General features: G+C 43.2%; 23 protein-coding genes. 5 read left to right on the forward strand and 18 right to left on the reverse strand.

Annotated features, from left to right (window positions below):
• Window positions 1–5: 5 nt before the first annotated feature.
• The gene (locus A11Q_RS11025; RefSeq protein ID WP_015470896.1) at window positions 6–1,070 is read right to left on the reverse strand and encodes a hypothetical protein; all 1,065 of its coding nucleotides are present in this window, start codon (window positions 1,068–1,070) and stop codon (window positions 6–8) included.
• Window positions 1,071–1,177: 107 nt separating this feature from the next.
• Window positions 1,178–2,950 carry a tetratricopeptide repeat protein gene (locus A11Q_RS11030; RefSeq protein WP_015470897.1) on the reverse strand — a complete coding sequence of 591 codons (1,773 nt, stop codon included), beginning with the start codon at window positions 2,948–2,950 and terminating at the stop codon, window positions 1,178–1,180.
• 76 nt (window positions 2,951–3,026) lie between these two features.
• Here A11Q_RS11030 and A11Q_RS11035 point away from each other — a divergent pair, with 76 nt between their 5' ends.
• The gene (locus A11Q_RS11035) at window positions 3,027–4,217 is read left to right on the forward strand and encodes an alanine racemase (RefSeq protein ID WP_015470898.1); all 1,191 of its coding nucleotides are present in this window, start codon (window positions 3,027–3,029) and stop codon (window positions 4,215–4,217) included.
• Window positions 4,218–4,242: 25 nt separating this feature from the next.
• On the opposite strand, the gene A11Q_RS11040 is transcribed toward A11Q_RS11035, so the two are convergent.
• The 3 genes from A11Q_RS11040 to A11Q_RS11050 are packed head-to-tail and all read right to left on the reverse strand — an operon-like array spanning window position 4,243 to window position 7,569.
• A complete protein-coding gene (locus A11Q_RS11040) occupies window positions 4,243–4,641 on the reverse strand; it encodes a hypothetical protein (RefSeq protein ID WP_015470899.1) in 399 nt (132 codons plus the stop codon).
• The gene (locus tag A11Q_RS11045; protein WP_015470900.1) at window positions 4,641–6,080 is read right to left on the reverse strand and encodes a GMC family oxidoreductase N-terminal domain-containing protein; all 1,440 of its coding nucleotides are present in this window, start codon (window positions 6,078–6,080) and stop codon (window positions 4,641–4,643) included. Before A11Q_RS11045 ends, A11Q_RS11040 begins: the two co-directional genes overlap by 1 nt.
• A gap of 19 nt (window positions 6,081–6,099) precedes the next feature.
• Complete coding sequence (locus A11Q_RS11050) at window positions 6,100–7,569, reverse strand: amidase (protein ID WP_015470901.1); 1,470 nt, start codon at window positions 7,567–7,569, stop codon at window positions 6,100–6,102.
• A gap of 29 nt (window positions 7,570–7,598) precedes the next feature.
• On the opposite strand from A11Q_RS11050, the gene A11Q_RS11055 reads away from it, so the two are divergent.
• Complete coding sequence (locus tag A11Q_RS11055) at window positions 7,599–8,756, forward strand: M14 family metallopeptidase (protein WP_015470902.1); 1,158 nt, start codon at window positions 7,599–7,601, stop codon at window positions 8,754–8,756.
• Between the two features lie 26 nt (window positions 8,757–8,782).
• Here A11Q_RS11055 and A11Q_RS11060 read toward each other — a convergent pair whose 3' ends face one another.
• The 3 genes from A11Q_RS11060 to A11Q_RS11070 form a co-directional block, all read right to left on the reverse strand.
• Complete coding sequence (locus A11Q_RS11060) at window positions 8,783–9,733, reverse strand: aldo/keto reductase (protein ID WP_041576089.1); 951 nt, start codon at window positions 9,731–9,733, stop codon at window positions 8,783–8,785.
• Window positions 9,734–9,822: 89 nt separating this feature from the next.
• Window positions 9,823–10,659 (reverse strand): flagellin N-terminal helical domain-containing protein, encoded by an 837-nt coding sequence (locus tag A11Q_RS11065; RefSeq protein WP_015470904.1) that lies wholly within the window; start codon window positions 10,657–10,659, stop codon window positions 9,823–9,825.
• 201 nt (window positions 10,660–10,860) lie between these two features.
• A complete protein-coding gene (locus A11Q_RS11070; RefSeq protein ID WP_015470905.1) occupies window positions 10,861–11,700 on the reverse strand; it encodes a flagellin N-terminal helical domain-containing protein in 840 nt (279 codons plus the stop codon).
• A gap of 217 nt (window positions 11,701–11,917) precedes the next feature.
• Between A11Q_RS11070 and A11Q_RS11075 the strand changes: the two genes are divergently transcribed.
• Window positions 11,918–13,201 (forward strand): HD domain-containing protein, encoded by a 1,284-nt coding sequence (locus A11Q_RS11075; protein WP_041576091.1) that lies wholly within the window; start codon window positions 11,918–11,920, stop codon window positions 13,199–13,201.
• Here A11Q_RS11075 and A11Q_RS11080 read toward each other — a convergent pair.
• From A11Q_RS11080 to A11Q_RS11090, 3 genes are read right to left on the reverse strand one after another with little or no spacing between them, the layout of a single operon-like run.
• The gene (locus A11Q_RS11080; RefSeq protein ID WP_015470907.1) at window positions 13,198–14,070 is read right to left on the reverse strand and encodes a DUF4097 family beta strand repeat-containing protein; all 873 of its coding nucleotides are present in this window, start codon (window positions 14,068–14,070) and stop codon (window positions 13,198–13,200) included. The two genes, A11Q_RS11075 and A11Q_RS11080, sit on opposite strands and share 4 nt — an antisense overlap.
• Before the next feature lie 15 nt (window positions 14,071–14,085).
• The gene (locus A11Q_RS13620) at window positions 14,086–14,667 is read right to left on the reverse strand and encodes a DUF1700 domain-containing protein (RefSeq protein ID WP_015470908.1); all 582 of its coding nucleotides are present in this window, start codon (window positions 14,665–14,667) and stop codon (window positions 14,086–14,088) included.
• A gap of 1 nt (window position 14,668) precedes the next feature.
• A complete protein-coding gene (locus A11Q_RS11090; RefSeq protein ID WP_015470909.1) occupies window positions 14,669–15,001 on the reverse strand; it encodes a PadR family transcriptional regulator in 333 nt (110 codons plus the stop codon).
• Window positions 15,002–15,162: 161 nt separating this feature from the next.
• On the opposite strand from A11Q_RS11090, the gene A11Q_RS11095 reads away from it, so the two are divergent.
• Complete coding sequence (locus A11Q_RS11095; protein ID WP_015470910.1) at window positions 15,163–15,843, forward strand: DsbA family protein; 681 nt, start codon at window positions 15,163–15,165, stop codon at window positions 15,841–15,843.
• A 95-nt stretch (window positions 15,844–15,938) separates the two neighbouring features.
• On the opposite strand, the gene A11Q_RS11100 is transcribed toward A11Q_RS11095, so the two are convergent.
• From A11Q_RS11100 to A11Q_RS11115, 4 genes are all read right to left on the reverse strand, one after another.
• Window positions 15,939–18,893, reverse strand: coding sequence for a hypothetical protein (locus tag A11Q_RS11100; RefSeq protein ID WP_015470911.1), 2,955 nt, complete (start codon window positions 18,891–18,893; stop codon window positions 15,939–15,941).
• Between the two features lie 134 nt (window positions 18,894–19,027).
• Window positions 19,028–19,675 carry a hypothetical protein gene (locus tag A11Q_RS11105; protein WP_015470912.1) on the reverse strand — a complete coding sequence of 216 codons (648 nt, stop codon included), beginning with the start codon at window positions 19,673–19,675 and terminating at the stop codon, window positions 19,028–19,030.
• Between the two features lie 147 nt (window positions 19,676–19,822).
• Window positions 19,823–20,080 carry a hypothetical protein gene (locus A11Q_RS11110; RefSeq protein WP_015470913.1) on the reverse strand — a complete coding sequence of 86 codons (258 nt, stop codon included), beginning with the start codon at window positions 20,078–20,080 and terminating at the stop codon, window positions 19,823–19,825.
• Window positions 20,081–20,092: 12 nt separating this feature from the next.
• Window positions 20,093–21,805: a DUF6531 domain-containing protein gene (locus A11Q_RS11115; protein WP_015470914.1), complete on the reverse strand. Its 1,713-nt coding sequence runs from the start codon at window positions 21,803–21,805 to the stop codon at window positions 20,093–20,095.
• Window positions 21,806–21,985: 180 nt separating this feature from the next.
• Here A11Q_RS11115 and A11Q_RS11120 point away from each other — a divergent pair, with 180 nt between their 5' ends.
• Complete coding sequence (locus A11Q_RS11120) at window positions 21,986–22,624, forward strand: hypothetical protein (protein ID WP_015470915.1); 639 nt, start codon at window positions 21,986–21,988, stop codon at window positions 22,622–22,624.
• On the opposite strand, the gene A11Q_RS11125 is transcribed toward A11Q_RS11120, so the two are convergent.
• The 3 genes from A11Q_RS11125 to A11Q_RS11135 all read right to left on the reverse strand — a co-directional run bounded on the left by A11Q_RS11125 (window position 22,625) and on the right by A11Q_RS11135 (window position 25,675).
• Window positions 22,625–23,806, reverse strand: a complete 1,182-nt coding sequence (locus A11Q_RS11125; protein ID WP_015470916.1) for an acetyl-CoA C-acetyltransferase — start codon at window positions 23,804–23,806, stop codon at window positions 22,625–22,627.
• Between the two features lie 85 nt (window positions 23,807–23,891).
• A complete protein-coding gene (locus A11Q_RS11130; protein ID WP_015470917.1) occupies window positions 23,892–24,515 on the reverse strand; it encodes a hypothetical protein in 624 nt (207 codons plus the stop codon).
• A 149-nt stretch (window positions 24,516–24,664) separates the two neighbouring features.
• Window positions 24,665–25,675, reverse strand: a complete 1,011-nt coding sequence (locus A11Q_RS11135) for a M23 family metallopeptidase (RefSeq protein WP_015470918.1) — start codon at window positions 25,673–25,675, stop codon at window positions 24,665–24,667.
• Between the last annotated feature and the right edge of the window lie 5 nt (window positions 25,676–25,680).

A 25,680-nucleotide genomic window follows, 5' to 3' on the forward strand; every position in this document is an offset into this window, starting at 1 on the left:
TCAAACTACGTTCCTAATGGAATTCGACAATTGTATCCCGGCTTCAAGTAACTTGTTTTTTCCTGCGAAGCCGGCTTACGAAACTTAAATCCACTCATATCGTCTGTAAAATTTTGCAGACATTTATCTAAGTCTTTAAGCTCTGCCGCATTCACACGATCATTTTCTACATTGTATGTAATATATAGATAGGTCACATCAGGAGCCTGCGGGTTTACCACTTGTGATACATCACGTGCATCCTCGACACGTACACCGGCTTTCAATTCGGTTTCATTGATGATCGCAAATAGCTGAATCAACTGAGCCTGAGAACTGTTTTTATGAATCTGCTGGAACCAATAGTTCATGTGCTGGTGAAATGGTTGCTTACTTTCATCCGCTAGGCGATTCAGTAACTCGACCAGAACATACTCACCTTGCGCGGTCTTTTCGAAAGACAGTTCATGGGAAAACTTCAAGATGGCTCCACGACTAGCTAGATAACCCAAGAAGTCCCGTGAAAATTGAAAACGAGAAACTTCTTTTCTTTCAGGTAAACTTTGTAAAACAGAGACAAACTTCTGCGAATCTGGAAATTCGTAATCTGTTTTAACAATACTTCTTCCCAAATACTCCGCAACGGATGCATTACATGGCAACTGCGTTTGGAAAGAGACCTTGCCATGATTTTCGAATTTCACAAATTGAATCGAAATCGTCAAAGCATCGTCTAGATCTTTTTGAATTTTAACGTCTGCCGTATCACCCCGTTTTATTTCAATCACATGGATGCGCGACAATAGCTCAGGACGTCTACGGAACTCATTTAAATAAATAGAAAGCTTTGAAGACCAAAGAGGCTCTTCTGAACGGCGACATTTTGAATCGATCTCTGTTTTTTCAAATTCACGTGTCGTGGACTCAGGAACATGAACGACTACCCCATTTTGAGCTAAAAGACTCAAGGCCTGTCTGACATCATTGTTGGAATAAACCTGATTCGCCGAGCTTGGCAAACGCACATAACTGGTCGTGCAACCTGAAATCAATAGAATTGCTAGAGCCATAAAGCCCAAACATTGTTTCATGTGTGTCCTCCCCGAGCTTCCAGTTTAAAATAAACTGTACTCATAATCCATCGCCATCTTTTCTGATAAAAAATACTAACCTCATATTAAGACCATCAGTCAGTATTTTATTTTTGTTTAGCTCCCTCAGGTTGAGTTTGCGCTGGCATACGTGATGGCGTAGATCCATACAAAGGTGCGAACTCAATTCTTTGTCCTACAGATTTACCTTGAGCTTTAGTATTCCAATCTAAAGCTGCGGCAACCCGAAAAAACTGTTGTGCTTTATCTTGTATATTAGCAGCTGCATATACCTTAGCCAAGGCTCTTGCATAAAAAGCATCCTGTGGATTTTGATCGTATACATCTTCCATCAAAGCCACAGCTTTGTCTGTGTGATTCTGCTGCAGCAAAAGCCACGCTAACATTGGTTTTAAATTTTTATTCTGAGACTTATATTCCAAAGCTTTTGTCAGCAAGTAGGTCGTATCTTCTATTTTTTTGCCATCTTGATACCAAAGCTCTGCTAATAGAGCGTACATTCCTGCACTTTCAGGATTAAGCTTTTCTACAGTGCGAATTTGCTGATTAAAATTATCAAACTGACCTAGCTTGTAATACGAATAGGCCGCGTTTAAACGCAGTTCTTCATTGTATGGAAATTCCTTTAGACCTGTTTCTGCCACTTTTGCTGCTGTCACATATTTCTGCTCTTTCACTAAGAGTTCAGAGTAAGTGCGCGCAATCGACTCTTGATCTGGACGCAACTCATAGGCCTGCGCCATGATAGCTAACGCTTTTTCACTGTTATCTTTTCTAAGTTCTTCAAATGCTAAAGCCGATCTGGCATCGCCAAAGTATTCCGAAGAATAAGGAACTTTTTCAAAGAGCTTAAACGCCGATCTTCTGTTTTTCTGTTCAAGTAAAATTTGCGCTAAATGATATTGCGCCTCTGAAGACTCTGTATAATTTAAAATCTCGCGATAGTTTTTTTCTGCGTTTTTCTGATCGCCTTTAACGAAGTATGTCCCCGCTATGCGAAGATCTAACTTTAGGGGCTCTTCATCACCTTGATTTTTAATTTTATTGTATTCGACTAAAGCGCGATCATAAAGACCCGCTTGATAGGCTCGATCCGCAATTTGCCATGAAATCTCGCGATCATAATCCTGTGTTTCGGCGTAACGACTTAGAGCCTCCGTCGCACGAATATAGCGATACTGACTAGCTGACCAATTTGCATAGGCCTGAGTGATCTGACGATCACGCGGGTTTGCACTGTAGGCTTTCTGAATAAACTCATCAAACTTATCTTGATTCTTTAGCTGTTGGAAAAGCTGTGCCTGCTCGAAAAATACTTGGGCCCTATTTTCTTGTGTAAGCTCGATATCTTCTAGCTCATCCAAAGCACCTTGATAGTTATTTTCAAATTTATAAATTTCAACTAAAGCCCATTTTGCAGGATCGTACTGAGGCTGTAAGTTAAGAATGTGCGCATAGACTTCACGGGCTTTCGAGTAAACCCGAGTTTCCACATAAAGTTCTCCAAGTCGACTCAGAGCTAATAAACTATCTGGCTTTTGTTCTAAGACTTGGTTGTACTCAACCAACGCCAAATGTGTACGGGAACTATTTCGATACTCGTCGGCTAAGCCAATACGGGCCTCTAAAGAGCGAGGATTGTGGAGCAAAGCCAGTCGATAGTTTTCAATAGACTGAGCTGTGTTGCCTTCTTGCCCATAAGAAACCGCCAGTTGTCGGTAGTATTCGGAGCGGGACAAATCGTCCGTTGAAAAATCTGTACTTCGTGTGGCTACAGGCTTAACCGCAACTGTCTGTAGACTTGAACATCCGGCCAAATACGAACCCAATAAAATTAGAAATACGATTTTTGCTTTCACCTTGTTCTTATCGGAATTTTGGGGCCTTCCTTAACTAGACTGGACAAAGATACGGGTTCTTCGCATACTGGCATCTATGAGTTCAGAATATCGTGCCCTATTAAAAAAGCTGAAACTGACTGGCCCGTTAGCCTTTGTGGATCTACACAAATTTGATCGCAATGCAAAAAAGATGGCGGATCTGGTTCGCCCCTCTGGACTTCATATCCGCGTTGCAACGAAATCGCTACGTGTACCCGAGCTGATTCAACGAGTTCTTAACTCTGATCCTATCTATCGTGGGCTTATGTGCTTCAGTGCTCAAGAGGCGTTATTTTTATCAGAGCAGGGTTTTAATGATTTTCTGATTGCCTATCCGACAGTCTGTCCACAGGATCTTTCGGCCCTTAAGAAAATTCACGATCAAGGCAAAGAGGTCTACCTTGTTGTCGATAGCATCGCACACTTAGAAGCTCTGTCCTCAATTTTTCAAAATAGCTCGCGGCCTTTCCGCGTACTTTTTGAAGTTGATCTTTCTTTAAGACTTGGACCTTTAGTTGTCGGTGTGCGCCGTAGTCCACTCAGAACTACAGAACAAGTTTTGGAACTGGTTCGCCATATTCAAAGCATTTCCTCTTTAAAGTTCAGTGGTTTTATGGCTTATGAAGCGCAAGTGGCCGGAGTCGGGGACCGCAACCCGTTCAAACCTTTACTCAGTAAGTTGCTCAAACCACTTCGCCATTTCTCGGCAAAGAAAATTGCGCAGAAACGTGAACAACTCAAGTCACGCATCCTAGCTGAGTTCCCACAAACAGAATTTCTGTTCAACGGAGGAGGCACAGGAAGTTTAAGTTTTAATCTTCCTGAAAATCAAACTCTGACAGAGCTTACTGCTGGCAGTGGTTTTTACTGTCCCCATCTTTTTGATTACTACAGCAATTTCAATCTAGAGGCGGCTGCCTTTTTTGCACTGCAAGTTGTGCGACAACCGGAACCCCATTGGTTCACCTGCCTCGGCGGCGGATTCATCGCCTCGGGCGAGCCTAACTGGGACCGCATTCCCCGTCCTGAAGCGAATATGAAGCTTTCTGGCTTTGAAGCCGCAGGAGAAGTGCAAACACCTGTGTACAGCCGCACTGAAAATTTAGCCATTGGGGACTCTGTTATTTTTCGCCATGCTAAAGCCGGCGAACTGATGGAGCGTTTTAACGATGTGGTGTTAATTCAAGATGGCAAAGTCACAGCCAATGCCAAAACCTATCGAGGGTTTGGACAGTGTTACTTCTAGCACACTAGATTTATTCGCGCGCTGGCTAGCGATTCATCTGAACGTGATATCCCACCACATCCACCGGAGTCTGAGTCACTTGCGACTTGGCTCCTTTTAAACCCGAATAATATAAAGAAAAAATAATCCCTCGAAGTCCAAAGCGAACCATACGAATCAATGTTCCCACTTCGCCGTTCATATCCGCTTTCGCTTCAATAAAATTCATCATGGCACGTAAAACAAAAGACGGCATGAAACCTAACAATAACAGCAACAGTTTTAAATCAGCCAAATCACTCGGCGGAATTTCTTCTAATAATAAATCCACATGCTCCACTGCTCCCAAGTTCGAAAACGAGGGGAACTCTTCGTTCGCTGGACACATGACATCACCTAGGCGATTCAGTGCGCTTATTTGTAATCCATTTAAAATACGTGACATTACATAGCTCCCTTCAGAATGTGGGGAACAGCCTGATGACTTAAAGCCATCACAGTTAAGGAAGGATTAATCCCCGGAGCCGATGGGAAGACACTTGAGTCCGCAATAAAAATTCTTTTATTGGCGTGCATAGAAAATTCTGGATTCACCACGGATTTTCTAGGATCAGTTCCCAGCGCACAGCCTCCCATCAGATGAAGGCCAAATGCTTGCTTACAGCGAATGATTTCTTTCGCTTCCACGCTTTCAAACATGTCCGCAATCATTTCCATTCCCTGATTCATGCGATGTTGGTCACGGGATGTAAGTGACTTGCGGACGACCATCTTGCCTTTTTTATCTAAGCTCATCTGCCCCGTGGCTTCATCGCGAATGGCCACTTCCATCGAAGCCATATAGCGGAACTTCTTCATGTTGCCTTGATGTTGCTTTCCGAAACCATTGAATAGCATCGATGTGGCTATCGGTGGGGCAAAGACATTTTCAAATTTAAAACCAGCCTCGCGTAATTTAGGATCGTAAGACTTCACCGCTTGAAACGCTCCTTTGAAAGCATCAATCGGTTGGTCAAACAAAGCATAAGTCATGTATTGCGGATGACAGCTAATATTTTTTCCCAATGCCTGCGACTTTTCACCATATCCTGATTGTAATAAAATTTTCGTTGTACCAAAACTTCCACCCGCTAAAACGACGGCTTTAGTTTTCAAATGAATCGTCTGTTGGCTTTTTTGCTGGTTGCCTTTCTGGCGATTTTTAACATGCGCTGTGATGACAAAGTCTTGATTCGGTTTTTCTGAAACCTCTGCAACTTCACAGTTAGCCAGTAAAGCGAGTCCCTGCTGTAATGCGGGTTCTACGGAAGTGACTAATGAACTCTGCTTAGAGTCACGAGCACAGCCCCCAAGACAATTAATACAGTCATTGCCATTATCCAGATCGCAGCTCTTCTGACCGCGTCTTAAGGGGGCCCATCCTAGACCCTTTTTTTCAAATGCTTTTACAAATAATTGAGTATTACGACCGAAGTGTTTTTCAGAAAGCGTTTGTATGGAAAGACTACTTTCGACCTCTTCGTATAATTTTTTAAATGATTCGTCAGAAAAATTCAACCCCGTAATTTCATTCCACTCGCTCCAAACATGTTCGTCGAAGCGATCGAATAGCGCCTGATTCACAACTGATGTCCCGCCAACGCATTTAGCACGCAAAAATCCTAGACGCGCATCGTGATTAAGTTCGACGCCCCCACCCCAAAACATCTGCGATGAAGACTGTATCTCTGGTTTTGGAAAATCGGCCTTTTTTAAATGAGGTCCCGCTTCTAAAAGAAGAACTTTAGCCCCAGCTTTAATGAGGTCAAACGCGATTCGCCCTCCAGAGGGACCTGAGCCAACTACGATGAAATCCCATTGAGTTTTTTCAATTGTTTCTAACATCAAGACCTCATTTTAAATATTAAGCTAACGGCACCCATCCACCGAATTTTTCTTCCAGCGGTTTACACGTTGAAAGTGTTAAATGATCCATACCCGCACGCGCTACAACTTGTACCGATAGCGGCAATCCATCCTGAGATAAGCCCATGGGAACAATGGTTCCTGGGTAACCTAAAGCATTAAAGACCGCTGTGTACGCAAAGTTAAATGGAGTAAAAATCGTGCTCCCAATCGCTGGAGCCTTTTTTGGATGTGGTGGCAAAATTAAAATACTATCCCCATCCAAGAAGCTGTCGACCTCGGCTTGAAAAGCTTTTAACTTTTCAACTAACTTCGGCAATTTGTGTCTTTGGGAAAATTTATCATCAAAGAATGCAGTTAATAATGCAGGGAATGTGTAACGACGTGTCCCGCGGGCCACATCAAAAAACTCTTTCATGTAAGAAAGCTTTTGCCCATTAGTCATGTAGCTGACGAAATCTCGCCCTTCCATCGTCCATGCCCGTGTTGACCAGTGATCAAACCCTTTAAAAAGTAATTTTCTTGGAGCCTCTTGCACCTGCGCGCCAAGACTTTCTAAATAACGACCCGCTTGTATAACCGACTCGGATAGGTCCGATTGTGTTGGTGTCGTTAGAAACATGCTCGGGTCTGGCATCAAATAGACTTTTACTTTTGTCCAATCCTGAATAAGAGGTTTCAACTTAAACTGTGGGTCAATATTTTTATCAATTCCATCTGGGCCAAGAATCATATTAAATAAAGTTAACAGATCATCTGCCTTACGCGCCATCGGGCCAACTACAGAAAAAGGATAATAACTTCCAACAAAACTTTCCGCCACATCTAGTGTCATCGGAAAGTGTCCTGTTAATGGAACGATTTTTTCACTTGGTTTGTGTCCGAAAATACCACAGAACGCAGCCGGCATACGAATCGACCCACCAATATCACTGCCAATTCCAAATGGCGATCCACCAGCGGCAATGATAGCCGCTTCACCACCAGAGCTTCCCCCCGGTGTGTGTTTTGTATTGTAAGGATTTTTTGCAGGGCCATAGACCACATTATCGCACTCGAACCACATAGCCGCTTCCGGCACATTGGTCGTTCCAATCAGAATAGCACCTTCTTGGCGAATACGCTGCAAAGCTGTGCTATCAAAATCAGATACGACATCTTTGCGATGAATCGAGCCAATCGTACAGCGCATCCCTTTAACCGCCATAAGTTCTTTGATGGTATGAGGAACTCCGAAGTATTTGTACTTCGAAAAATCTACCTGACCTTTCGCGATTTTCTCATCGGCAGCGCGGGCTTCATTTAAAGCCTGTTGATAACACTCTTCTACAATAGCATTGATTTGCGGATTGATTTTTTTTGCACGTTCAATATGGGTTGATACCACTTCATACGAGCTGATTTTTTTTTCGCGAATCAACTGCGCAAGGGTAAGACCCGAAGCTTCTAAAAGATTAATATTTTGCATTTGCGGTAGAATACCACCATACTTGCCCCATGCCTATCTCTATTATATTTTCATTTTTTCTAATGATCACGCCCACTTCCGCACATGCTACTGACCTGAATTATTTTAAAAATACCTACGAAGAATCTGAGCAAGACTTTGATAGAATTTTTAAGCAGATCAAACAGAAAAACCCAAAGTCCGATGTTCTTGAATTTCAATATTCACAGGGGACTATCAAATCCTATTTGATCCCAGCGGCGACTCCCGAAAACCTCTTGATTATGATTTCAGGAACGCACGGAGTGGAAGGTTTTACCGGATCAGCCGTACAAAGAAACCTGTTAGCACAGCTCCCAGAGCTAAAAAAAACGTCGGTACTGATGATTCACGGATTTAATCTTTACGGCTTTAAAAACAAACGCCGCGTTAACGAACACAACATCGATCTTAACCGCAACTTTATTATCGACCGCAAAGGTTTTACCTCTGACGACCAAGCTTACACGGGCCTTAATTCTTTTTTAAATCCCAATGAGGCTCCCTCGTTAAATTTATTTAGCCGCCCACTTTTTGTTTTACGCTCTGTAGCCAATATAGCGCAGCATTCGATGGAATCCCTACGACGCTCTATTTTACAGGGACAATATTCCGTTCCGCAGGGAATTTTCTATGGTGGAGCACAAATCGAACCACAGGCCGGCTTGATTGAGGCGGTGATCGCAGAATTTATTGGGAAAAAATATCAGAAGATTTTTATTGTTGATCTGCACACTGGATACGGCGAAAGAGGTCGCCTGCATTTGATGTCAGGAAAATCCACAGATGCCAATTCTATCGAGCTGCTGAAGATATTTGAAAAATCTGAAATTGATTTTGCCGATGCCAAGAATTTTTATGCTGTCCAAGGTGAACTTTTACACTATTTCATCAATCGTTTAAAAATCCGCTCAGCATTCAACACTTCTGGAGTGACTTTCGAGTATGGAACTTTAGACAGCCAAAAGACTTTCGGCTCCATTGAATCTTTACGCCGTATGATTCTAGAAAATCAAAACTTCCACTTCCCCGCAGACAGTAAAACATCTACCGACATCCAAAATATGTTTGTCGAAATGTTTTACCCCTCTGACCCCTCATGGCGGTCAGAGGTTCTTCGTCAGTCAGACGAAAAGATGAAAAAGGTATTTCACTACCTCGAAAACTAAGCCCGCGCGAATTTAATTCAGTTGAATTAAATCGCGTCTAGCTGAGCTTTCAGCTTTTGAATTTGTGGCAAGTGCGGCAGCACATCCAAATTTTCTTTTAATTGCTCGACACGGCTGGCACCCAAAATCACTGTGCTGACGTGTGGATTCAACACACACCATCCCAAAGCTAGATGAGTCATCGAAATTCCACTTTGTTTTGAAATTTCATGCAATGCTTGCGATTTCTTTTTATTCATTGGGTTCTCGATTTCATCACGGATCCAACTCAGTGATGGCATGCTAGCGCGTGTTCCTTCAGGGATTCCGTTTAAGTATTTTCCTGTCAATAAACCAGAAGCCAGCGGACTCCAAGTCGTCAGACCTAATTTCATTTTTTTGTACAGCGGAGCAAATTCTTTTTCGACCTTATCTTTGTGAATCATATTGTACTGCGGTTGCTCGACGATTGGACGATGCAATCCATTAGCCACGGCAAAGTCAAAGGCCTGATCAATCGCTGTCGCCGGCCATTCACTGGTTCCCCAGTAAAGAGCCTTACCATCACGAATCATCTGATCCATCGCAAAACAAATTTCATGTATCGGGGTTTCTGGATCGTAACGATGGCAATAGGCCACATCCACAAAGTCCGTCTGCAGGCGACGTAAAGAATTATCTATTGCCTGCATTAAATATTTTCTGTTCAAAGTATTCTTAAAATTAATCCGGTTTTCAATTCCCCAGAAAAATTTTGTCGTCAGCACATACTCATTCCGCCCAAGTCCCAAAGACTTGAACGCTTCCGCCATCAATTCTTCGGATTTGCCATTGGCATAAACTTCGGCGTTATCGAAGAAGTTCACTCCGTGATCGAAAGCATATTTGATACAGTCTTTCGCCAGATTATTATCTAACTGTTTACCGAAGGTCACCCATGAACCGAATGACAAGGCACTGACCGAAATTCCTGAATCCCCTAATTTACGATATGGCATATCTGACATAGAAACTCCCTTTGAATAGAAACGCAAAAAACCGCTGACTCACTGGGAGTCAACGGCTTTCATTTCTATCATAATTTCAATTAAGACTGTAACAACTTCAACGCTAATTGTTGTTGTGTGTTAGCTTGGCTTAGAACCGAAGTCGCCGCATTCATTAAGATGTTATTCTTAGCTAATGCTGTCGACTCTGCTGCGATATCAGTATCACGGATACGAGAGTTAGCTGCTGCGAAGTTTTCTTCTGCTGTCGCTAATCCTTGTGATGTCGCTACAAGTCTATTTTGTAAAGCACCTAAGTTCGCACGAGATGCACCTACGTTACTTAATGCCTCATCTAGGAAAGATAAGCTTTGTTGCGCCTGCTCTTTAGTTAAAACCGAGATGTCCTGAATCATTAAGTTCTGTAAAGTCGCACTGTTTTGTCCAGCGTCGAAACTGATGCGATCATTCAAAGCATCATTTTGTACACCGATTTGGAAGTCTAACGTTCCACCCATACCATTCAACAGTGGCGTCCCGTTGAATTGTGTCGTGTTCGCGATACGCTCGATCTCTTCTTTTAATTGTTGGTACTCAACATCTACTAAAGCTCTTTCACGATCACCGATAGTGTCAGAAGCTGCTTGGATTGATAACTCACGTAAACGAACTAACATATTTGAAACTTCGTTTAATCCACCCTCAGCGATTTGCACTAACGAGATACCATCATTAGCATTTCTGTTAGCTTGTTTGAATCCACGAATCTGTGCCTTTAAACTTTCTGAAATCGCCAGACCGGCAGCATCGTCTGATGATCTATTAATTCTATAACCTGATGACAAGCGAGCCATTGTAGTCGAGATATCATTGCTTAAACCGTAAAGGTTTTTTTGTGCGTTGATTGCCTGTACGTTTGTTGCGATTCTTAATCCCATAAATCCTCCCTGTTCTTTCTTCCTTGAAGCGCGCTATCCGTAGCTCGCTTTTGTTAACGCTGAAAGTCCTTTTTTCAGCGATTGTTTAAAAATCCATTTTGTGGGTCCGGCCTTTTGGGGACCGGACCCCCGTTCTTCCTCGCAGGAATTACGTTTCACATCAGCGTCGTCACTTGCACTGGCAAGAGTCCCTCAACATCATTACCCCTTATTTAAAAGAGCTAAGGCCTGTCCAGGTTGCTGGTTTGCTTGAGCCAAGATCGAAGTCGCGGCTTGTAGCATTATGTTATTTTTAGCTAACATCGAGCTTTCCTCTGCGATGTCCGTATCACGAACGCGAGAGTTAGCTGCAGCGATGTTCTCTATATTACTAGTCATGTTTTCAGCCGTTGTGATTAGACGGCTTTGGATCGCGCCGATACCAGCTCTTAAACTGCTGATTGCAGTCATAGCTTCATCAAGGCGACCGATTGCATCTTGTGCCATGTATTTATCAGACACATCGGTATGAGCGATTCCTAAGGCACTTGTACGAACATCTGCTTCTGAAGAATCAAAAGAGATGCGATCTACTGATGCTTGGTTACGTGTATTGATTTGAAAATCAATCGTTCCACCAGTACCAGTTAACAATTTAGTTCCGTTATAAACAGTTGTGTTGGCAATACGATCAACTTCTTGCAACATCTGACTATATTCACGACCGATCAAAGCGCGATCGCTATCAGATACAGTGTCGGAAGCCGCTTGTAAGCTCAGCTCACGTAAGCGAGAGATAATATTTCCGATTTGATTTAAACTACCTTCTGCAATCTGAGTTAATGAAATACCATCTTGAGTGTTGCGATCGATTTGTTGTAAACCGCGGATATTCGCTTTCATTAATTCAGAAGAAGCTAAACCGGCAGCATCGTCAGACGCACGGTTAATGCGGTGACCAGAGGACAAACGCTCCATCGCTGTGGCTACACCTTTAGTGTTAGCGCGCAGTTGGTACTGAGCATTTAAGGCAGCAGTATTTGTATTGATTCTCAATCCCATTGCCTTTCCTCCTTGAAAGTTGCTTTACAGCTATTGGTAAAAATCCTATTTACCAACTCGGGCCATCCTGGACCGACTCACTGGGTTTTGTCTCAAACTTGTACAACTGATCGGCTCAATATGAGAAAACCTGAGGGGTCATCTGCATTTTTTTTAAATTCCGGTCTAAGGGCTTATAAATTTTGACTTTTACCCGACCAATGGGTAGTTAATGGGCATGGAAATCAGGGATCCCATACATGGTTCTATTCATCTTAATGATGGCGAAGTAGCCATTATCGAATCCGTTGAGTTCCAACGCCTGCGCGAGATCAAACAGTTGGGCTTTTCTGAGTTCAGCTTTCCGGGGGCGACCCATAACCGCTTTCTACATTCCATTGGAGTCAGCTACGTCGCCGGTCAGATTTTCGATAGCATCTTTCGCGCGTATCCTTTTTCAAAGCTCACCACAAAAAATCGTTTACGCCAGACCGTTAAACTTGCGGCTCTATTGCATGACATTGGCCACGGACCTCTGAGCCACACCACAGAACAGGTCATGCCTCAGGTCGATAAGCTCAATGTACGCATTTATAATGAACAAAATGTGAACCAAAATCGTCAGGCTAACCACGAAGACTATACGATTAAGTTTGTAACGGACTCTGAGATCGCCAAAATCATCACGGAGCATTTTCCTGAGATCACGGCACAGCATGTGGCCTGCTTGATCGATAAAAGTCTAGCCTGCGACGAAAGCTATTTTACAGATGGCACGATTAACTTCCGCCCTCTTCTAAGTCAGATCGTCAGTTCAGAATTAGACGCTGACCGCATGGATTACTTAGAACGCGATTCTTATTTTTGTGGGATCAACTACGGTAAGATCGACAAAGACTGGTTACAGCAAAACCTGACCTTGCATATTCAAAACAACAAAGCTTACTTGGCCTTGAATCGTCGTGCCCTGTATGCCTTCGATGACTTTTTGATTTCACGACATCACATGCACTTGATGGTTTACTTCCATCATAAAAGCATCGTGTATGAAGAGATGCTGAATCGCTATTTAACATCTAAAGACTGCAAGTTCTTTATCCCTGCAGACTATAAAGACTATATCAGTTACACTGACTATAAACTTTACGAGCATTTAGACACCGTGGATAACGAGTGGGCGCAAAGAATCGCGCAACGTCGCCCTTATCGCGTGGCTTTAGAGTTACACAATCAAGATCACGACCGCATTGAAGCCATTCAATCTATTTTCCAGAAGCATGAGATTGAAAGCATTTATGCCAGCTCGAAAGTGCGTCTTTCCAAATATCACTCAGGTAATCCTGAGGACCGCATGAATATCTATGTGCTCGATCAATATGATCGTTGGGACAAGCCATCTCCGGTGGATCAAGCGACTCAAATTTTCCAGAAATACGAAGGAGCCCGCGTCATTGATCGTTTCTACGTGGCCCCTGAAAATTATGATCGTGCTAAGAAAATCTTCAAAGAAGAAAAGTACTAGAACTTATCAACAGAGATTTCAACGTCCCCTGATACAGATTTAAGTTTCACCTGTCCAACGCCTTGTCCAAGTAAGTGTTCTTTTACATTACCTTGTAGGCGTTGATTGATGGACTTCATACTCCCGCTTGTCGTTTCAAAACTGACATTTATATTTGGCTCTATTTTTTTGAATTCCACTTCCATGTCACCAGAAGTTGTTGAAAATTCAACCTGTGGTGAGGCCAATTCCGATTTAAACTCTAAATCGCCAGAAACACTTTTTCCTTTTAATTGATGTATTTGGCCTTCTACATCCACATCACCACTCACAGTCGTGGCCTCTAAGCTCTGCAACTTAATATCTTCTGTTTTGAAATCTCCGGATACACTCTTGAATTGCACTTTTAGAATTGATGGCGGTAGCTTGATCTCGGCTTTGGCATCGTCAGCACGGAATCCCAACTTAACTAATTCTGCTAGTTTGGCTTTCCATGATCTTTCATCGCCAGCAGATTGATCTAACTGGAACCGAGCTTCACTGCCCTCTGGTTTCCAGATAATCCCCAAAATCTCTTCACGTGTTTTAGGCACATCAAACGTTTTATAGGAATAGCGTAAATGAATCTTACCATCAGTCGAAGGTGTTATGCGGATATCCGTTGTGATACTCGTGATGGCAAGTTCTTTAAAGTTTTCCGCCGCAAAACTTTCTTCAATCGTGTAAGATTGAACTTCGGACTTACCCGTGCTTCCACTTTTTGAGTATTTAGCCTCTGCTGCTTGAGCTAAACGTATGAAGCCCGCCTCGCCTGCTAAACCTGCAAATCCTACTGATAAAACTGAACTGGCCAATGTTGCGATGAAAACACCTAATGCTATTTTTCCCATATTATCCCTTTCTTTCTAAACTCGTGATTTAATGAAGTTCAAATTCCATTTAAAATAAGACAAAATCATCTTGATCAGCCATTGCGTAATAAAATACATCCATAGAATTCCCAGCAGTGAAATCCCAATAACACTGAAAATTCCAAAGAAAAGTGACAAATTCACCCAGAGCCCCGCCCCTAAACTGAGAGCCTCCGTAAAAAATAATCCCAATAGCCCTATGGCTCCAAGTCCTATGGCCGTAGCTAAAATCCACCCAGAAAAAACCACCCCTAAAACAAGAAGGAATGGTCCCAGAATAAATATCAAATTAAATGGAGCCAGTACGAGTAGCGCCCCCAAAGCTCCGAAGACTCCTTTGAGTTTTTTCGAAAGCTGACGCTCTTCCACAGCTTGATCAATTCGAAGTTCAGCTTTCAGTGTACGCGCCAGCTCCGTTGCCGACCCCATGGCCTGAATCACAGATTCCTCACTACGCCCCGAACTGATAGCATCAGTTATCATCTCTTCTTGATCACGGATAATATCGTCGATCTCGAACTGGGGAAGTCCATTGAGTGCCGTTCGCAACTGCTTGATATATTCCTGTCGATTCATATTAACTACCACCTGTCATATCCTGTTTAGGATCTATAATAGAGTTCACATCTTTCGAAAACTTCTTCCATGCAGACAACATGGTTTCAGTTTGCTGGCGACCTAAGGTCGTCATTTTATAGTACTTTCGCGGAGGACCTTCGCTGGACTCTTTCAGATAGGTTTCAAAGAACTTTTCTGAGGTCAGGCGGCGTAAGATCGGATAGATCGTGCCTTCCGAGATCTCGATTTTCTTAGAGATGGTCTCGACCAGTTCGTAGCCATAGTGGTCCCTTTGACTGACTAAGGCCAACACACACATTTCGATCACACCCTTGTTAAATTGCGTATTCATATAGATATATATACTACACAGTACCATGTATTGCAAGGTACTGAATAACGCAAGCTAGCTGTAGGTCGATAGTTTTGATTTAAGCGAATAGTTTCATACCTTTATGCTTATTATTTTGCTGTAATAGATTTCTTATTCAACAACGATAAAGGAGTCTTTGTATGAAAATGAAAGCGATTTTAGGCCTCACTCTTCTTTCTTTAACTTTAAGCGCCTGTAAGTCTTCAGATGAACAAATTCAAAAATGGGTTGAAAACAATCCTGATAAAATTTTGCAAGTATTGATGGATTATCAACGTAAGCAACAAGAAGCTAACATGCCAAAACCAGAAGACGTGACAAACAATGCTGCCGCATTATTTGAACATGCAGAAAGCCCAACTCGTGGGTCTGGCGCTATCAAAATCGCTTACTTCTTTGATTTCAATTGTGGCCACTGCGCTCGTCAAAGTGAAACTATCAAAGCTGTTTTAGCGAAGAATTCAAATGTTCAAATCATTTATAAAAACTTAGCAGTTCTTGGACCTAGCTCTGAATTGGCTGCACGTGCCGCTTTAGCAGCTCACCAACAAGGTAAATATAACGAATACTACACTGAGCTTTACAAAATCCGTGAAAAGAACGAAACAACTCTTAAAGATCTAGCTCGTAAATTAAAACTAGATGTTGCTAAATGGGAAAAAGACATTAATGGCGAAGCAGTTGAAAAAGAAATCCAACACGTAAAAGAGCTAGCTGGAAAAATGAAAATCAGCGGAACTCCAGCGTTAGCGATTGCTCCAGATAAAATCTTTGCTGGCCGTGTAGACCACTTGCAACAGATCGTGGATTCTATCAAGTAATCTATTGATTCAAAAATCGAACAACACAACCAAAAAAGCCCGTAGAAATACGGGCTTTTTTATTTTGAAATTAGCTTTAAATTTATTCAGCGTTCTTAACGGCAACCAGCTTGAACTGCTTGACCAGAAATTCTTTGTAAACTCGCGCGATCGGCAGCACTAATAGGAGTACGTCCTTCACCTAGAACAAGATTCGTCGAAAAATTCGTCGACGAAGTTCCTGATACTTCTACTAACATCAATGTCTGACTTAATGTAGACGCAGAAACCACCCCTTGAGCTGCCTTACGTATCCATTTTTCACAGGCTTCACCCAATGTCGCCATGATCATACGTTCATTCCCTGAGGCGATATTATCGCCGACGTGACTCATACGAATAGAGGCCGGATCAATTTCACGGGACAACGCCTCGGCAATTTCGCGGCGCACTTCCGTTGGAATTGCTGTTGTCGGACGCACCACCATATCATCACCACTGGCCACAATATCCGCCTGAATCCGATGACGGGCCAAGACTTCGCGAACTGTACTTTCAACCCGATCTTTTCTTTCGCGGAATAAATCCGTCACACGACGTTCACTATTACGCGCATTTAAAACTGCATTTCTAATATTAGTCGAGTTTGCTAACGCATCCGCAGTTGCCTGCCCGTTAAATGATCCCAAACCAGCAAAGTCGATACTGAATCCTCCGGCTGGTGAGTCTGCCAATGAAGCCACCTCACGCTGAGCCACATGAATCCCCGGTGAAAATTCATCCACTAGATTTGTATAACGACGAATATCTTCTGCTTGTTGAACTGTAACTTCTTGTCCTGTCGTTCGGCGAATAAACTCACGCAGCTCATCTGTATTTTTTGTCTTCCTAGCCGCATCAAAGACTTCACGGCGCGGAATCATTTTGCCTGCAACTGATGACGGCTCCATCAATCCGGAACTTGCAAGCGAAGTTTGAAGACCACTGCGATAGCGCTCACCCTCAGAACGGATATTTTCTAAATTTTGTCGTAAATCATCATCTGAAAAACGACGCATACGATTGGCATCCGCTCCATCGCTTCGTGCATAACGAGAGGTCAACGTCGCCTCATCAGCAGAACTTGCAAAACCTGAACGGAACCATGTCGAAGGGTTTTCTCCGGCAGGAGTTAAACCCGATGCCGATAATCGACTAGCAAAACGTTCATTTGTCGTCGTAAACAATTGTGCCAAATCATCTTCTAAGCCAGCTGGCAACTGAGTTGCTGGTGGACGAGGCCTTAAAGCATAGCGCATGGCTTTGAAATCACTGTAAGGCAAGAACTCAACTGTTGGATAACGTCTGATAAGAGTTTCCATTCCCTCAGACAGCATCTCTTTGTGTAAGTTAGTTAAAGACGTCACTAAGTTTTTATCCAAAAGTGTATCATTCAAATGCTTCATCGCTGCATTTTCCACATCGAAAAAGCGCATACTTGTTCCTGAAGGAGTATCACCAGCGACATCAATCCATCTTTGATTTTGTGTACTGCTGGCGTAAGTACGATTCACATATTCATCAGAGAATTGCTCGCGTGTTTGTGTGGTACGAGCTGTTGCACCAACTCCGCCAGTAGAAGTCGTTTCGGCATCCGCACGACCCGCAACAGGAGGTTCTGCTCTACCCGCAGCACCACGGCTTGGTCTGACTGTTGAACCAGAACCACGCGATCCTGATGCTGTAGCCACATCACCTGAACCCGAAGAGGCCGCACGTGATCGACGAGGAGCTGTCACAACAATCTCTTCCACTGTGATAATCGGAGCCTCTATTGCTTGGCTCGCCATACGTGTATTTTTTAATGCTAAATAACCACGACGAGCCTGCATCAAGCCCGGAGCCGCTGCGAATAGAATATTAGCGGCACACTCAGCATTGCTGGCCTCTTGTAGCATTCCATTTAAACGCCCACGCGGATTACATGTATTGTTAGGTGCCGACTGCCCTGACATCAAAACTGTGGGCCCATTACAACTGCGAACCACATCTTGAATAACTGCCGCGGCCACCGCTCCATTGAGGGCTAAAAGTGAAAACTCCGCACCAAGATATGTTAGTCGTGCGGCCGCACTCGCCGCTGATAAAGCTGCTGCACCGGCACGAATTGGAATGACCACTTCTGCTGCTAATATCGTGGCACCAGCGAGAGCAATCATTTTAAACATTTCAGTGATTTGATGGCCTTTACGATAACGACTATCAATACGGCATTGAAGTCCATCCGAAAAAGCCTCGCGATCATTCATAGATTCAAATGCCGCATCTACTTGTCCAGAGTTCGCAAAACTGATCTTCATATCTTTATCGACAACATACGTACCATTCGAATTACGATTACGATCAAAATACTCTACCGAGCGACGGATACTACGACGTAAACCTGAAAGTTCATCGCTATACTTTCGCAGGAACGTCTCGTCTGAAACCGGATCTCTTTTAACTAGGTCCTCTAAGGACTCACTGACATCTTTATGATTTCCCAGTGGAACTTTGGCGGATAAAGATTTAATCGCTAAATTTAAGTTATAAACTTCGCTTTCAAGTTCCATCACTCTCTGACGGCTTAAAACTTGCGCTCTTGAATAATCCATTTTATCGAAAGTCATTCGGCGCGCGGCAATCTCACTCTTAAGTTCAGCCTTTCTTTGAACATAATATCTTAGTTCATCTTCGATCACACGAAAGGCACTTAACGACCACTGATTAAAGCGCTCATGTTCTGCTTGATTCGTTGCATACGAATTCAAAGCATCCAAATGACAACGACTCGAGTTATGACTGCGTTCTGTAATACTTTGAAAGAAAATTTCTTCAGCTAAATGATCGGCTTGATCCGGAAATTGGGAAACATCACCACGAAAGTTATAATTATTTATATTACAATCCAACTGTTGGACTTCGGCAATACTCGCCGGAGTACAGCGCGATTCGCCCCCCAATGAGCCTTGTAAATGCGTGAACCAGCCTGCCTCTTCAACTTGAGCAAATGCAGTATTCAGAAATAGAATTAGATAGAGGGACCAGCTCATATAACTTCATCGGTTATATGGTGTGTAATCTGAAAGGTTACACCAGTTAAAAGACAAAGCCCCATCTTGATCAAATGGGGCTTTATTTAACTTTTATCTAAAATAGGCTTATTTTCTAAAGACAATCCCAAAGTCTAGCGAAGTGTGACTTTTTCAACACCACCATTTTGTGTGAATAGATTCATCCACGCCTGCACTTCGATACGCGTGAAACCTACACGTGAAGTCGTGTAGAAATTCATTTCGCCTTCAACTGATTTCATAATATCAAAAGACTCTTCAGAAAAAGTCTGGTTCTTTATATTCGTCGGGTAACGAATCACCATTCGTCCGCCTTGGCTTGCACTCAGTTGTCTTGATTTGATACTGACCATCGTTACGCCGTTGTGACTGAATAATCCCATACCATTTAATAAGATAGGAATATTAAACAGTCTTAGATTCGCTTCATCAATCGCACCATTATAGCGACTTCTTTCCACAAGCACGCCTGCGAACTGGCCATTGCGCTCTTGCACGATGGACACCGTCACCACCAGGCCTGACATCACATTGTTCGTAATGCGCACAGCTCTTTTTAAATTTCCATTTGCACGTAAGCGAGCGATCGCCGCTTTTTGGCTTGCAGAAAATCGTGCTGTTAATGCTGGATCATTAATAAAACCATTTTGATTGAAGCGCTGTTTATTCTCAGCGCGGATTTGCGCCATGATTTGTGTCGCTTCTTGGGCAAACGCCTGTACACCTAAACTCATCAACAATACGAAAATTACGGACTTCATAGGCCTCTCTCTTTTTGAAAGATCCTTTATCGTCGAATTCTCTAAATTCGTCAAAAATGATACTGTGTTTTGCTAAAGTTACAGAAGCGAAAAAAGTCTGTACAGTTTTCAGCTAACCTATTGAATCTATGATATGTTTTTTAAGTTTTATCGCCCCGTCGCAGCTGGCGCGGGACGATCTCCGGCACCACCACCTGAACCCGCTGGCGTTACTAAAGGAAGTGTTTGAGCTCCACTGATAGCATTATGAACCCCGATTTGATTTCCTACTCGCGCCCCATCGGCAGAAACAGCGGCAGCACAATCTCGACAGTCCGGAGATAAAAATGTCGCTTCCGCCGCATGAGTCACAGACACACCTAGAAAAGAAATCACACTCATTAATAAACTCATCCACTTTTTCATTTGCGTTCCTTTCTATCTGTAGAGCACACGTGTAACAGGATTAAGAAGATTCATCGCTTTTTCGTAAGCACTAGAAACTTTTAGTGCCATCGAATTTCCCTGCGGACTTTGGATCGATGTGATTTGTCCGTTAGGCCCATAGGCCACTGTGACACTTCCCAATCCCGTCGCCGTGACCTTTGAAGGCAGATTATGACGATCGCTGTATTCCACATTGTATCGCACTTTATCTTGATCCACCACTTGAACCACTCGGGCGCGTTCGTCATAAGACAAATTGATTTTTTTACCTTCGGAGTTTTCTACAGAGGAAACCTGTCCGCGCGTATTGTACTGGGCTGTACTCTGAACCGCTTTTGTGACCTCACCTTTACCATTGTACTCTGTTAACTTCACTGTTTTGACAGCTCCATTTTTTGTATCATAGGTGTATTCAGCCAATAAGCGTGACGAGCGGCGGGACTTCAACTGGGCATTGTCATAATATTCAAAATAAATCGTATCTTCTTTGGTTTTTAACTGAGTTTTATTTCCTGTTGTCGCATCGTAGGTGACATCCTCGAAGTCAGCACCGGACTCAATGCGTGCACGCACCATGACCTCTTGGCCTGTTGAGCGGCGATCATACCAAAACTCATATTTAGCATTTGTGCTGTCTGTCTTTTTTCCACACATACGATTGACCACAGCCACATGATGCAATTTAGTAGTCCCCGAATCTTTATAAGTGTACGTTTCGCGGCATTGATCCCGCCCTGTGAATTGTGTTACCCAATCTTTTTGCGTGTCATAAGCTAAACTCACCTGAGTCTTGTCCGGCCAAACAGCGCGAGTCAAATTGTTATAGGCATCATATTCGTAGGAGTAAGTTTCGACACTTTTAGCTTTTGAACTAGCCTCTGGGCTCGCGATCTGAACAGCAGAAAGGTTCTGCCCGCGATTGCTGTAAGAATAGGTTATCCGCAATTTATTTACGCCGCTGATTTCCTTAATCTTTTTTTGTTCGTTGTAGCTGATATTAAGAAATCGAGACCCACCATCATCCACGCGCACTAAAAGATCATTATTATAACTGTACTTTGTGAAAACGCCTGTCGGTTCCTGCTGCTGAATCAAACGACCTAAAGAATCAAAGCGTTGGATTCGTCCATCGGCACCTGTACGGACAAATTGTTTTTTTGCTTTTTCCCAAATTACTGATTCCACCTGAACCGCATTCGCTTTATAAGCCACCTTGTCAGCTAGCTCAGGAATCAATTTGTATTTTTGTGCTAACTGAATCCGTTTATCTTCGTCTTCCAACAAAGAGGTCTTTTGTTGATTCCAATAACTTGTCGAAACAACCTTTAACGACGGATCTTTTTTCATCTGTTCAATAATTTTATCAATGCTGGCATCCACACTGGCACGGCTAACTGGCTTTACGGAATAAAGAACGGATTGCCCACTACCACACTCGGATATCTTAATCACATCTTCTGGCAACACTTTCAAACTTGTTTCAAATGCAGAACACCAACCGAAACCAAACAGGCCATTATAGATACTTCGACTTTTATAGACACGCGCCACTTTAATTTCAGCACCAGAGCTTGGAAGTGTGTAATCCACCCATGTATGCGAATAGCCCGCGCTTCCCATATCCACAACCGCTAAGGCCGACAACGGTCCCAGAAAAAGGGTAATAACCAGCTTCAAATTCAGGATTTTACTCAACCAATTCACGTGCTTATTATCGTCAGATCCCCAGCACTCTTAAAGGCCAGATCTGGCCCATTACTTGAATACCAACAGACAGAAGCTTCGATTTAAGCTCATCTGAACTTAAATCGAAGTTCGTAGATATAGATCCAACCTGAAGTGGTCAATGTTTAGACGATGTCGCCAAGAAAGGACGTAAAGGTTATGAAGTTTATTGCCCTGATCTTTTTTGTCTTTTCTTCGATAGCATCCGCTAAAAGCAACGAGACTCAGCAATGGACTCAGCTTCGCCATACGCAGGAAGGTCCCAACGAACCCGAAGTCTTTCAACGCGAATACATCGTAACTTCATCCGAATTACATTCCGCTGTACAAACCTATGGTGTCTACACCTGTGTTGCCTTAGTCATTTACGACCCTCAAACAAAACAAGGTCTGCTTGCCCATCTTGATTCCGGAGTGGACTTGAATAGCCTCCGTTTTTTAGCGCGAGATTTCGATTTAAAGCGTATGAAAATTTCAATTTTAGGCGGACAACCGACAGACTCTTTTAACCTACACCAAAAAATCAAAAATAAAATTCAAGAGCTGGGAGGCCATGTCCAACTGAGCCTTTTCAATCGCGCCGGTTCTGATATGAGTCTTCGATTAAACTTAGAGACTGGTGAAGTGAGTTTCTACGCAGAACGCCTTCCGTCGACCCCACCTGATATGGCTTTGGCAAAAATTCAACGACTTAAATATGAGTCGCGACTTTACCGCCATCCGGAATCTATTGGCGGAGGTGACTTGATAGATCCCATCACCCTGCCTATCGAATCCGGATTTCCTTTGCCGTACTGATTAAATTCTTTCGATAATAACAGCGATCCCTTGACCACCACCGATGCAGGCACTACCCAAAGCATAGCGACCTTGACGACGATGTAATTCATAGACCAAGTGATTCATAATACGCGTACCTGAAGCTCCTAATGGATGACCTACAGCAATCGCACCACCATTCACATTAGTGCGAGCAGGATCTAATCCTAGCTCTTTCTGTACAGATAAGAATTGCGGAGCAAAAGCTTCATTCACTTCTACTAAATCCATCTGTTCCAGCTTTAATCCCGCTTTTTCTAAAGCGCGACGAGCCGCCGGTGCAGGTCCGATTCCCATAATTTTAGGATCACAACCCACAAACGCCCAAGACACGATACGCGCCAATGGCTTTAATCCTTTTTCTTTTGCAAAGCTTTCGCTTGCCAATAAAGAACAAGCTGCGCCGTCCACAATTCCAGAAGCTGTTGCTGGAGTCACTAAACCATCTTTTTTAAACATGGATTTCATCGCTTGCAGTTTTTCTAACGTGACGGCTGGTTTTGGATGTTCATCCTTATCAACAATCACCTCGCCTTTTTTCGTGCTGATTTTCACAGGTGTGATTTCGTCTGCAAAATAATTTTTATCAAAAGCAGCTTTGTAGCGCTGCTGTGTTTGAAACGAGTACTCATCACACTGTTGACGAGTGATTCCATATTGTTCACCTAAATTTTCTGCGGTGATCGCCATTGGAATACCAGCGTAAGCGTCTGTTAATGCCGAAGTCATGGCATCTTCTAATTCAAAATTACCCATGCGCATGCCATCGAAACGCACCTTGCGTGCAACATAAGGAATCTGTGACATCTGCTCAACACCGCCAGCCAAAATACAGCGAGCATCACCTGAGCGAATCGCTTCCGCTGCATTAATCCACGATTGAAATCCTGAACCACACAGACGATTGACGATGTAAGCACCCACATTCACAGGTATATTCAATTTCAAACCTGTATGACGAGCTAAGTACGCTGCATCCGCACCACTTTGTACAACATTACCAATAATGACTTGCCCGATGTCAGCAGGATTCACTCCGGCAGCAGCGATTGTAGCAGCACCAGCAGTTACAGTTAAATCAGTAGCCGAGACATCTTTCAGTGATCCACCAAAAGCGCCAAAGGCCGTTCTTTTTCCAGATAGATATACGATATTTTCCATAGGTTGTTAGATTATGAATAGAACCTGCAGATAGCAAGTCCTGACTGGACGCTTTCAGTGAAGCAAACTTACTAGAGGAAAAGCACTACCAGTTCCAGCGCAAAGAAAGCTGAGATTTGTTTTCACTGCCACGCATAGAGTGCGTAATCACCAAGTCTTTGCCGTTATCTAGATTTTCGAAAACTTCGGCTTCTGTTTTTGAAGAGCGCGCGTCATAGTTCAGTGCTGCTTTAAACCAACCACTGTATTCTATTTTAGCCAACGCCTGCGTTGCTAGAACTTTGAAACTTAATTTATGATCTATTTTATTTTCGCCGGAACCTTCGCTGCCTAGGTCCACTTCAGCTTTCATCTTCTGTTCGATTTGAGTGGCGGCTCTGCCCACAGATGAATTTTTAATACTTGAGTTATCCCACCAATAAGCAAATGAGTTATCTACAATTTTAGCTAAAACCGCAGACGAAGAATCATTTTCATTTACGTTATGAGGTAATATTTTTTCAGTGATCACTTCAGCAAAACTACCTTCTTCCAATGGCAGCTCTGCTACTGCTACGGGGATCTCGAGTTTGGGTTTTGCTTTTTGCTTTTGTGCTTTTCCTTTAATGTGAGTGCCACGAGTACCTGCCTGAGCGCTCTTTGCACTTTGAGCCGAGGCTATGCTCGACAAACACATAAAACAAAATAATGCCATGATCCATCTGAACATATTGCCTCCTCTCTCGAATACATACTTATTCAAGAGTGAGGCCAAAAAAGGCTTCTATATTGGCTCTGAGCGCGCCAATACGAGACACTACAGAAAATACTGTCTAAAAGTTAGAGAGCTGTCGAAGGGAAGCTAACAGAAGGCTAAAACTATTCGTCTAGAATGTAATTCAGAGGATTCACAGGAATGCCGTTAACACGCACCTCATAGTGCAAGTGAGGCCCCGTTGAACGCCCCGTGCTGCCTGTGGCTGAGATCACATCATAGCGTGAAACTTTTTGTCCCACTTGCACATAGATCTGAGAGTTATGAGCAAAACGAGTTAAAACGCCATAGCCATGATCAATCGAAACTAACTTACCATAGAAGTCATCCCAACCTGCGAAACTCACAACGCCATCTGCTGGAGCGCGCACCGGAGTTCCCGGCGATACCACGATATCCAATCCCGCATGCATTTTCATGCTGCCGTTAATAGGATCCACGCGATAACCAAAACGTGAACCAATCGGTCCACGGGTCGGACGAATACTCGGAGTCGCTGCCAACAAACTTTGACGAGCAGATAAAGACTCCCATAGCTCAATGACCGATTGATCTTTTAATAATGAGTCTTTTACAGCTTCGTCGATCTTAATAACTAATGTCGCATAGTTCGCACTGGATTTTTCTGTGGCCAATTCACCGCGCAGAGTATTCACAGGATTTTCTACTGCAACCGATGGATCTTGTTCGTAAAACTCTTCCATCGACATACGATCCGCACCTTGAGTGCTCGCCGTGCTATCAGAAGCCGTGTTGATCTGAGCTGGAAAGCTTAAGCGCTCAGAGCGATCTTTCATATGAGTATCAGTGATTAGTTTCAACTTGTTGGTGATAACACCCACGCGATCTAATCCCGATTGCAACGAAGCTAACTTACCTTCCACCACTTGGAATTGTTTTTGTAAGTTCTGATTTTCAATTTTCAATTTTTTATTTTCAATGGATTGCGCCAAAAGACCAAAGTAATCAATGAAACCCGCAAAAAGTGAAATCAACACAAAGGCCACCATAAAAGCCGCTAATTTCAGATAGCTTAAGGGCATGGTGATTTTACGTGTTTGTTTTTCGTCGTTAGTTACAAAGTAGATACTGACGTTTTTTTTAGGATCGCTCATATAGC

It is taken from the genome of Pseudobdellovibrio exovorus JSS, assembly GCF_000348725.1.
GTDB lineage: Bacteria > Bdellovibrionota > Bdellovibrionia > Bdellovibrionales > Bdellovibrionaceae > Pseudobdellovibrio > Pseudobdellovibrio exovorus.